Source organism: Glycomyces dulcitolivorans, from assembly GCF_003265355.1.
Classification (GTDB): domain Bacteria; phylum Actinomycetota; class Actinomycetes; order Mycobacteriales; family Micromonosporaceae; genus Glycomyces; species Glycomyces dulcitolivorans.
Window position 1 is genome coordinate 1 of record NZ_QFRW01000239.1, and the last position, 10,466, is coordinate 10,466.

The 10,466-nt window shown below is 72.1% G+C and carries 8 protein-coding genes; 4 read left to right on the forward strand and 4 right to left on the reverse strand.

The window, feature by feature from the left end; all coding sequences use genetic code 11:
• The 4 genes from DI269_RS27165 to lanKC all read right to left on the reverse strand — a co-directional run.
• Positions 1-1,760, reverse strand: a 1,760-nt coding sequence (locus DI269_RS27165; RefSeq protein WP_157975032.1) for an ATP-binding cassette domain-containing protein, incomplete at its 3' end; no start/stop codon positions are given.
• Entirely contained in the window at positions 1,757-3,427 is a 1,671-nt protein-coding gene (locus DI269_RS28680; protein ID WP_269814172.1) for an ABC transporter transmembrane domain-containing protein, read from the reverse strand. The genes DI269_RS27165 and DI269_RS28680, both read right to left, overlap by 4 nt.
• Positions 3,428-3,493: 66 nt before the next feature.
• Positions 3,494-3,640, reverse strand: a complete 147-nt coding sequence (locus DI269_RS15995; protein WP_112137544.1) for a SapB/AmfS family lanthipeptide — start codon at positions 3,638-3,640, stop codon at positions 3,494-3,496.
• A 19-nt stretch (positions 3,641-3,659) separates the two neighbouring features.
• The gene (lanKC, locus tag DI269_RS16000) at positions 3,660-6,248 is read right to left on the reverse strand and encodes a class III lanthionine synthetase LanKC (protein ID WP_112137546.1); all 2,589 of its coding nucleotides are present in this window, start codon (positions 6,246-6,248) and stop codon (positions 3,660-3,662) included.
• A 192-nt stretch (positions 6,249-6,440) separates the two neighbouring features.
• On the opposite strand from lanKC, the gene DI269_RS16005 reads away from it, so the two are divergent.
• The 4 genes from DI269_RS16005 to DI269_RS16020 all read left to right on the forward strand — a co-directional run bounded on the left by DI269_RS16005 (position 6,441) and on the right by DI269_RS16020 (position 10,220).
• Positions 6,441-8,102, forward strand: a complete 1,662-nt coding sequence (locus DI269_RS16005) for a DUF2264 domain-containing protein (RefSeq protein WP_157975033.1) — start codon at positions 6,441-6,443, stop codon at positions 8,100-8,102.
• A 114-nt stretch (positions 8,103-8,216) separates the two neighbouring features.
• Positions 8,217-9,167 carry a sigma-70 family RNA polymerase sigma factor gene (locus DI269_RS16010; RefSeq protein ID WP_112137548.1) on the forward strand — a complete coding sequence of 317 codons (951 nt, stop codon included), beginning with the start codon at positions 8,217-8,219 and terminating at the stop codon, positions 9,165-9,167.
• A 15-nt stretch (positions 9,168-9,182) separates the two neighbouring features.
• Entirely contained in the window at positions 9,183-9,848 is a 666-nt protein-coding gene (locus DI269_RS16015) for an NAD(P)-dependent oxidoreductase (RefSeq protein ID WP_112137550.1), read from the forward strand.
• 15 nt (positions 9,849-9,863) lie between these two features.
• The gene (locus DI269_RS16020) at positions 9,864-10,220 is read left to right on the forward strand and encodes a DoxX family protein (RefSeq protein WP_112137552.1); all 357 of its coding nucleotides are present in this window, start codon (positions 9,864-9,866) and stop codon (positions 10,218-10,220) included.
• Positions 10,221-10,466: the final 246 nt, after the last annotated feature.

The window sequence follows — 10,466 nt, forward strand, 5'->3', positions numbered from 1 at the left end:
AGCTGGCGCTCGCCGCTGGACAGGTCGCGGGGCGCGACGAGCGCGTCGAGCCCGCCGAGCCGATCGACCAGCGCGGTCGCGCCGACCGCCGCCGCGGCGGCGGCGATCGCTTCATCGGGGGCGCTGGGGTTCAGGTAGGCGAGGTTCGCGCGGACGGTGCCGGTGAAGACGTAGCCGCCCTGCGGGAGCAGCACGCGGCGCCGGGCGAGCTCGCCCGGTGACAGCCGGGCGGCGTCGCTGTCGCCGTAGGCGACTGCGCCGTTGTCGGGGCGGAGCAGTCCGCACAGGAGTGCCGCGAGGGTGGACTTGCCGATCCCGCTGGGGCCGACGATCGCGAGATGGTCACCGGTGTGGATCGCGAGTTCGAGGTCCTGAACGGCCGGAGTGGAATGCGGGCCGTAGGCGAAGGTGAGGCGATGCGCCGCCAGAATCGGTGCGGGTGCGGGTGCGGGTGCGGGTGCGGGTGCGGGTGCGGGTGCGGGTGCGGGTGCGGGTGCGGGTGCGGCCCGGTCGTGATCTTTCCGGCCATTGCCTTCAAATCGGGCGCCTGGGGGACCCCCCATTTCAATCATGCCCGCGGGGTCCGACATGTTGGGCCGCGAGCGAAAGTGACCAGGGCTCGGCTTCGGTGTCGCCCCCGCTTTTATCGTGCCCGAAGGGTCTGACGGAAAAGGAGGGCCGGGGGCGTGGGGGCGGGGAATGTGAGGTGTGTTCGGGTTGGGTGTCGCCCCCGGTTCGATGGTGCTCGGGGGGTGCGACAGGGTTTTGTCGGTGTCGGTGTCGGTGTCGGTGTCGGTGTCGGTGTCGGTGTCGGTGTCGGTGTCGGTGTCGGTGTCGGTGAGGATGCGGGACAGGGCGATGTAGAGGCGGAGACCGCTGCTGCCGAGGCCGGACATCAGGGCGGTCAGGGCCGGTTGGAGGCCGGTGAGGATGTAAAGGAGTGCGCCGGTCAGGGCCCCGGCGGTGACGCCTTGGTTGAGAAGGCTTGGGGCGGCTGCGAGGAGGACCAGGAGCGGGAGCCATCCGCCGAGTGCGAAGCAGAGCGTGCGGAGGGCGGCGGCGCCTGCGAGGGCTCGTTCTGCCTTTGCCTGGGCGGCGATCGGCTCGGCTGCGAGGGCTTCGGCGTGGGCTTCGCCGCCGCAGGCGGCCAGGTCTCGGGCCGCTGCTGCTATCTCGCCGGCGCGGTCGGTCAGGTTCGCGTCTGCCTGTGCGGCGTCGCGTTGGCGGCCTGCCGCGAAGCCGAGGGTCGCGGTGAATGCGATGAGTCCTAGGAAGAACGGCGGTAGGACTAGGAGGGCGAGTGTGGAGTTCAGTGCTAGTAGACCGGCGCCTACTCCTACTGTCGTGACCAGGCAGCCTCTGACCGACACCACGATGCCCGCGTAGGCATCGCGGGCGATCTCGACCTGCCTGGTGAGGAGTGAGAGCGCCCCGGGTTCGGGCCGGTCTGCCACGGCGCTTTTCAGCGTTCGGTCGATTACCCGTCGCACCAGGCGGTCTCTGAAGGGCTCGACCACCGCACCGAGTGCGGCGTACACCCGGCTGGCGCCCAGGGCGCCCACTGCGGCGGCGAGCAGGACTCCTCCGAGCCAAGCCGCGCCGATCCACGGACGGCCCGCCAGGAAGCCCTCGTCGATCGCCCGGGCGAGCATGAGGCCGAACAGGGCGGTCGGGAGGATTTCAAGGGCGGACCAGGCGAGGAGCGTCCAGACGGAGCGGGCGTTCAAACCGGATGCGGCGTAGCGGATCTCTCTTCTCATCTGGCGAAGACCGCTCGGTAATCCGGATCGGCCCACAAGGTGCTGTGGGTGCCGACGGTGCGGATCGCCCCGTTTTGCAGCCAGATCACCAGGTCGGCTCGCTCGGCTAGTAGCGCGTCATATGTCACTACGAGCCGGGTGCGGCCGGTCGCGGCCAGCGCTTCTTCGATTCGGTTGGCGCTGAGGAGGTCGAGGCTGGAGGTGGCGTCGTCGAGGACCAGGAGGCGGTCGGCGTGCCAGGCGCGGGCGAGGCCGATGCGTTGGGCTTCGCCGCCTGACATGGGGATGTCGGGGAGTGGTGTGTCATATGTTGCGGGGAGTCGGGTGGCGAAGTCGTGGGCGCCGACGGCTCTCGCGGCTTCGAGGACTCGGTGGTGGGGGCGGCCTGGGCCCATGGCGTCGGCGAGGGTGGCGCCGGCCAGGGTGGGGCGGGCGGTGGCCAGGCCTGTGGCTCTCCGGATTTCGTTGTGGGTCAGGGAGGGGAGCGGTCGGCCGTCGAGGGTGACCTTGCCGCTGTCGGGGTCTCGGAGGCGGACTGCGGTTTCGGCGAGGATTGATTTGCCTGAGCCTGACTTGCCGACTATTGCCGCTAGGGCTCCTCCGGGGATCTTGATGGTGATGTTCTTCAGGAGTGGCGGTTCGTTTTGGGGTTGGACTGTTACTTCGTGGAGTTCGAGTCTGCCGGGGGCTCCGGGTGGGAGGGTTTCGGTGCCATATGACATGGCACTGAGGTTGTGGACTTCGGCGATGCGGGTGACTGCGGCGCGGGCTCGGGCGGTGGCGGCGATGATGCCGGTGAGGGAGCCGAGGCCGGCGCCCATCATCGCGTATTGGGCGGCGGCGAGGAGTTCGCCGGTGGTGAGGCTGTTGCCGGTCACCAGGAACCCGGCGACGGCGAGGACGCCGATGGTGGTGAGCGGGCCTGCTATCGCGGCTCGTGCTCCTGCCGTCGAGAGGGCCTTCCAGGTCGCCCGGCCGTGGTGGGCGAGGGCGGGGAGGCCGGTGAGGAGGCGTCGGGTCTCGGTGTCGATCGTGCCCGCGGCGGCGATCGTGCGGCCGCCTTCCAGGGCTTCGGTGAGGCGGGACGCCATCTCGCTCTGGGCAATTTGGTAGTGCTGGGCGGCGGTCGCGGTCTGCTTCGCGAAGAGGTGGAGAACCGCGGCTACCAGGACCAGTCCTGCTGCGAACGCCGCCGCCAACCGCCAGTCGAGCCAGATCAGGATCGCCAGGCTGCCCAGCGGCGGCAGGGTCGCGGCGAGGGTGCCGATCGTGCTCGGTCCCGCATGGGCCGCGTCGGCGGCGCCCGCGGAGATGCGGGCCACGAGGTCGCCGGTGTCGAAGCGGGCGATCCGGTGCGGGGCCGCGAGGAGGCGCCGGATCAGGCCGGTGCGGAGGCGGGCCGCGGCGTCGGCGGCGCAGGCGGTTTCGGCCGAGGCTTCGACGAGGTCGCAGGCGACGCCGAGGAGGATGAGCCCGGCGGCCGCGAGCATCGGGCCGGTCGCGTTCTCTCCTGCTGCGACCGCGTCGATTGCGGCCGCGAGGACCAGGGGCAGCGCGAGCATGCCGAGTGATCCGAGGAGGGCCGCGGCGCCGATGAGCGGCAGCCATGCGCGGGACTGGCCCACGACGGTGCGGAAGGTCAGCGGCCGTTCGGATGCGGCGGTCAAGAGACGCCTCCCTTCGCGGGCCGCGGCCCCGGACATCGGTGACTTGTCCGGGGCCGCGACGGTTGCCTAGTGGCAGAGCAGGATCGAGAGGCCGCTCGTGCCGCCGCAGAGCGTGGCGCTCAGGTTGCTGGGGCAGGAGTGCCCGCTAGCGCTCGAACCGGTCGTGGCGACCTCGTCCTTGCCTTCCATGCCTTGCAGGTCGAGAAGAGCCATGTCGTCTTCCTTTCGTCGATCATCGGGAGATGATTTCGCCGACCCGCGCCAACGGCGCGGGCGTCTGAGGGGCGGTGCCGCCGGGGACCAGCGGCAGGCCCGGGCCTCCCTGGACGGCCGCGCCGAGGGCGAGCAGCACGCCCGCACCTCCGGTGGCCAGGTCCATCGAGAGGCGCAAGAGCCCGGTGCCGGGGAACGCCATCCCGTCGCCGTACGGCAGCGCGTGCCAGGCGAGGGATTCGATCTGCTTGCGCACCAGGGGGTTGGAGTGGGCAGGCTCGGTATGGCCTGCCAGGTAGAGGAGGATGCCCGCCCGGCCGGTGAACAGGCCCGGGAGGATGTACATGGGGGAGGCGGCGGTGATCTCGATGCCCTTGCCGGCTTCTTCGAAGTCGTCTTCGCTCCGGAAGGCCTTGAAGTGGTCGAGGACCAGGCCGATGCCCACGCTGCCCGCGTCGAGGTACGGCATCGTCCGCCAGCCCTCGTTGACCTCACGCGATCCGTTGTCGCGCACCATGGTCCGGCGCAGGTCGGCGCGCAGCGCCGTCGCAGCGGCGTCCACGTAGCCCGAGTCGCCGGTCGCGTCGGCGGCGCGCAGGAACAGCACCGCGCGGCCTGAGCCGCCCTTCATCAGGCCCGCCCACGGCTCGCGCCCGCCGCTGACGGCCGCCGTGCCGGTCTCGGCCTCCAGCCGGTCCGCGGCGATCGCCGCGCAGCGCAGCCCCGCTTCGGTCAGGTCCGCTTCGCCATGGGCCGCACCGAGATGCAGCAGCCCGAGGCCGATCCCGGCGATGCCGCCGGACAGGTCGCCGCCGAGCGTCTCCCAGTCCTCGCGGAGCACGATGTCGGCGATGTCGAGCGCGTCCTGCCCGTACCCGAAGCGGTCCAACGTGAACGCCGCGCCCAGGAGCCCGTCGTAGAGCCCGAGCCGCGAGCCCGCGGCCGGGTTCACCGCATGGTCGCGCAGCCACGTCTCGTACTGCTCGAACCGGCCCGCACCCGCCGCGTCCAGCGCGTACAGGACCCCTGCGGCACCGAACGACAGGCCGAGGCCGCCGGACTCGAACTGCTCGACGTCGCCGGGGAACAGCCGGTCGTGCCGGTCGGGCGTGGCGCTGGCGGTGATCGCCTTCGCGATCGCGTCCCTCACGCCCGGCCACGCGCCGGGATCGGCGTCGATGCGCGGCGGCTCGTACTCGAACGGGGCCGGCGCGATGCGCTCCAGCGCGTCGTCGAACCAGTCGGCGGCGACCGGGAAGTGCTCGGTGATGATCTCGGTGAAGTGCCGCGCCTTGAGCCGGTGCAGCCCGAGCAGGTTCGTCATCGGCAGGAACAGCGCGAGCTTCATGCACGCCAGCGAATACCGGTCCGCCTCGGCGCCGGCCATCGACCGCGGCGCCGCGAAGCCCTGGTTGCCCAGGCCCGCCCGCCGCTCGGAGTCGATCGGCCCGGCCACCTCGAAGTCCAGCAGGCACGGGCGCCCGTCGGGGCGCACCATGACGTTGAACAGGTGCAGGTCCCCGTAGGCGATCCCGCGCTCGTGGACGGATTCGACAATGTCCGCAAGCGCTTCGTAGACCTCTCGCGCCCAGTCGGCGAAGCGCTCGTACTCCTCCGGCTCGGCCGTGGCGTCGATGAGCGGGTAGCGGGTCACGACCGCCTTGCTGAGCACCTCGCCCTCGACGTACTCCATCGCCATGAACCGGTGCTCGCCCAGCCAGAACAGGTCGTACACCTCCGGCACGCCTGGCACGCCGGCCAGGAGCGACAGGATCTCGTGCTCGCGCTCGACGCGCTGCACCGCGTCCTCGCCCCAGGCGTCGAGCCCGGCGTGGGGGCGGCCCTCCTTGAGGACGACCTCGCGGCCGTCCGCGTGCCGGGCCAGGTAGATGCCGCCGCCGTTGGAGAAGTGCAGGACCCGCTCGATCGTGTAGGGGATGTCGGTCACCGTGACCGCGTTGCGCGCCTTCAGGTGCGGTTCGAGGAAGTCCGGGAGCTCGACCCACTCCGGCACCCGGAACACCGGGTCCCGCCGGTCGGCGACCAGGACGCCCTCGCCGTCTTCGAGCGCCGGCACCACCGCGCCGGTCGCATCGGTCGTGAAGCGGTTCGCGAACGCCCCGTACCTGACGTGCAGCGGCCCGGACCCCCAGCGCAGGTCGCTGAGGATGTACGGCCCCGGCTCGCCGTCCAGGAGCGCCCCGAGCTCGGTCAGGATCCGCTCGCACTCGGCGTCGTCGCCCGGGTAGACCGTCACGAGCTTCCCCGAGAACCCGCGCGGCGCGTACTTCGACACCCGCGCCCGGAACGCCCCCGGCGAGCGCAGGAACTTGAACTGGACGCCGCGCGGCACGCAGTACGCCCACACCGCCTCCAGGACCCGCTCGGCCCCGTCGAGCGTCGCCGAGGCGTGGATCTTCCAGCCCTGGAGCGGCAGCGGCGCGTCGTCGCGGCGGACGGTCAGCCAGTCGTCCTTCGCCGTGCACCGCCACCCCTCGGGCAGGTCCTGCCCCGCCACCGCGTACGAAGCGCCGGCCGTCGCCTCCGAGTGCATCGCGTCGTAGAACGACGGGTCCGCCATGCAGAACGCCTCGTACCGATCGCCCATGCGAGCCCTCCCAATCCAGCGCCATTCGCGACTGCCACTCATATTGCTGGGAACGGTCACGCACAGCCACCCTGCTTTCACCCCATTCAGACCGTGAATAACCCACGGCCGATACCCCGGCGGGGTTGCAGGAGGGCCCCGGCGTTGATAGCGTCTGCCAGCGTGACTTCTCCGCAGCGTTCGTTCGGACCGTTGGACCAGAGCCGTGCAGGATGGGGCGCCGCCGCGCTGGCGATCGGCCGCCCGGCGGTGGAACTGGCCGTGCAGGGGCCGGGCGCGATGCCGGTCACCATGTCCAACCACTCGCACCGCGAGAACTGGTTCGAGCTCCTCACCCGCCCCCTGTGGGGCCTGGCCGCCGCGAAGGACCACGTCCCCGACGCCGTCTGGGAGCCCCTCGCTGCCACCATCGCCCGCGCCCTCGACCCCGAGGACGACTGGTACGTCGGCGACCTCGGCTCCACCAGCCAGCGCTGCGTCGAGGCCGCCTCCGTCGGCTGGGGCCTCGCGACCGCCCCCGAGAAGCTCTGGGAGCCCCTGGAGCCCAAGGCGAAGGACAAGGTCGCCGCCTGGCTCTCGGCGGCCTACACGACCGAGGTCGCCGACACCAACTGGCACTACTTCCCGGTCTTTGCCGGCCACGGACTCAAGCGCATCGGCGTCAAGCACGACCCGGCCGTCGCGACCGCGCACCTGGAGCGCATGGGGGAGTTCCTCCTCGGCGACTCGGTGTTCGAGGACGGCTTCGGCGGGCGCGTCGACTACTACAACCCGTTCGCGTTCCACACGTACGCGCTGCTGCACTTCAGGCTCGCCGGGGACGACCGGTTCGTCGAGAACGCCGCCGCGTTCGCGCGCCGCTTCGGGTCCTGGTTCGCCGCCGACGGCGCCGCCGTCCCCTATGGACGGAGCCTGGGGTACCGGTTCGCGCAGGCGTCGCTGTGGGGCGCCCTGGCCGCGGCCGACGTCGAGGCCGTCCCGTGGGGCGAGGCCGCCGGGTACGCCCGCCGCCACCTCGACTGGTGGTGGCGCCGCCCGATGCTCGACCCCGAGGGGCGCCTCACGGTGGGCTACTCGTACCCCAACGACGCGGTCGTCGAGCAGTACCTGACCGCCGGTTCCCCTTGGTGGGCCTCGAAGGTCTTCATCGGCCTCCTCGCCGGGCCCGAGCATCCCTTCTGGACCGCCGAGGAGACCGTCCCCGGCCCGGTCGTGGAGGCGCACAAGGCCGCGCGGGCCGTGCACGTGCGGGACCGCGCCGGGCACGTCACCCGCCTCAACGGGCAGGCCTGGCATCCCTGGGCGCGCAACGGCCAGGCCGCGTACGGGAAGCTCGCGTACTCCTCGCTCGCCGCGTTCTCCCACGCCACGCCCGGCCCCGGCCTCGAAGCGGCCGTGCCGGACGGGGCCCTGTTCCTGTCCGAGGACGGCCGCCACTGGCGGGGCCGCGAGGACTCCGACGAGGGCACCATCGACGAGAACGGGGTCCTCACGATCGAGTGGCAGCCCTGGGAGGACGTGTCGATCACGACCTCCCTCGAAGCGGCCGTCGACGGCTGGCACGCGCGCGTCCACGTCATCGACACCGGCCGGCTGCTCTACACCGGCGAGGGCGGCTGGTGCGTCCCCAAGTCCGGGCACGTCGCGCAGGTCGGCGACGCGAAGGCCGTCGTCACCAGCCAGGGCCTGCGCTCGGAGATCATCGACTCCGGGACCGGCCGCGAGGCCGACCTGATCGAGCCGATGCCCGGCACCCACCTGTACTGGCCGTCCACGGTGCTTCCGGTGCTGCGCGGCGTCCTCGAACCCGGCAAGTACGTCCTGAAGTCCCTCATCTACGTCGGCACCGAGTGAACTGAGCCGAGCCGGGGCTGTGCCTTCGGTCATATCGGGGGCCCGGGTGTCACATCCGAGGCCCCCGAACCGCTCTCAGATCGGTACCACCACCCGCCGATCGAGGAGGCCGACATGGAACCCGAAACGGATGCGGAAACCGCGACCGCGGTCTTCACCGAGCACCACGAACTGCTGTTCGGCATCGTCTACTCGATGCTCGGCACCGTCGCCGACACCGAGGACGTTCTCCAGGAGACCTGGCTCGCCTGGGAGGCGCGCTCGCACGGCGCGCCCATCGAGCACCCGCGCGCCTACCTCGTGCGCGTCGCCATCAACGCCGCCATCGCCCGCCAGGGCGCGATCCGCCGCCGCCGCGAGACCTACATCGGGCCGTGGCTGCCCGAGCCGCTGGCGACCGGGTCCGCGCCCGACCGTGCTTCTTACGAACGTGCCACTTACGACCGCGCCGTCCACGGCGCTTCCGCGGACGACGGCGCCGACCAGGCCCTGCGCGTCGAGTCGGTGTCCCTGGCGCTCATGGTGGTCCTGGAGTCACTGACCCCCACCGAGCGCGCCGTGTTCGTCCTCGCCGACGTCTTCGGCTACGGGCACCACGAGATCGCCGAGATGCTCGACCGCACCCCGGCCTCGGTCCGCCAGACCGCGCACCGCGCCCGCGCCCACGTCCAGGCCCGCCGCCCCAAGTACCGGGTCGACCCGGCCCTCCACCGGCGCGTCACCGAGCGGTTCATGGCCGCCGTCTCCGGCGGCGACCTCGCCGCGCTCATCGGCCTCATGGCCCCCGACGTGGAACTCACCTGCGACGGCGGCGGCCTCGCCCCCGCGGCCGGGCCCCGGCCCATGCACGGGGCCGAGCGCATCGCCGCGTTCCTCGTCGGACGCACCTTCCGCCGCTCCGAGGGCCTGGAGATCGGCTTCCGCCCGGTCAACGGCTCCCCGTCGGCCCTCATGGAGCGCGAGGGCCGCGTCGTCGGCGTCCTCATGCTCGACGTGCGCGACGACGGGGCCGTCACCGGCGTCTACGCCGTCACCAACCCCGAGAAGCTCACCCAGCTGCGATAACACCCGAGGAATACCATGAGACTCGTCGTCATCGGGGCGACGGGCGGGATCGGCCGCGCCGTCACCGCCCAGGCCCTCGCCGCGGACCACCACGTCACCGCCGTCGTCCGCGACCTGTCCAGACTCGACCGCGAGATCCCGGCCGCCGCCGTCGACCTCGCCGACCCCGACCCCGCCGAACTGCGGGCCGCGCTCGCCGGAGCCGACGCCGTCCTCTCCTGCGTCGGCCCCCGCCGCAAGGCCGAGACCGGCATCGTCTCCCGCGCCACCGCCGCGATCACCGAGGCCATGCGCGCCACCGGGACCCGCCGGATCATCACCGTCAGCGGCATCGGCCTGTCCACCGTCCCGACCCCCGCCCGGCCGCGGCCGCTGCGCCGCGAACCCGGCGCCGGGATCGCCATGACCCTGTTCACCCTGCCGCTGGTGCGCGCGGTGATCGGCGCCCACATGAGCGACGTCGCCGCCGCCGAGGAGCACCTCGGCGCCAGCGGCCTCGACTGGACCGCCGTGCGCCTGCCGCGCCTCACCGACGGCCCGCTCACCGGCTCCTACCAGGTCGCCTACGGCACCAGCCTGCCGCGCGCCTTCCGGCTGTCCCGCCAGGACGCCGCCCACTTCATGCTCCGCGCCGTCGCCGACCCGCACGCCGTCGGCCGCCACGTCACCGTCGCCCACTGAAACTAGGAGAAACCGATGTCCACGCTCTACCTCGTCCTCGCCCTCGTCGGCGGCCTCGCCAACCTCGGATCGGGGATCGGCGCCATGGTCCGCCTCAAGGTCATCCTGCCGCTCATGGACGGCGCGCACGTCCCGCACTCGATGCTCGTCTTCCCCATCGGCGTCCTGAAAGTCCTCGGCGGCCTCGGCCTCCTCGTCGGCCTCCTCGGGTTCCCGCTGGTCGGCACCGCGGCCGCCGCCGGCCTGGTCCTGTTCTGGACCTGCGCGATCCACACCCACATCCTGGCGAACTTCTGGCCCAAGGAGACCGTCGGGACGTTCACGTTCCTCGGCCTCGCGATCACCACGCTCGCACTGGGACTGGCCCTGTAGCACCGTCGATTCGAGCGCCCGCCCCCTCCCGGCGGGCGCTCGATCCATGCCCGGGGCGAAAGAAATCCCCGCTCAGGGTGCATCTGGTGACGAGGTGACCGCGTCTAGTAATCACAACCCTCATTTCCCGCGGGCGGCCCGCAACGGCGGCCCCTCATCCAGGAAGGGAATCGGACCATGCATTCCCGCAACCCCTCGCGCGCCGGCCGCGCCCTCGCCGCGGCCGCCGTCGCCGCCGCGCTCGGC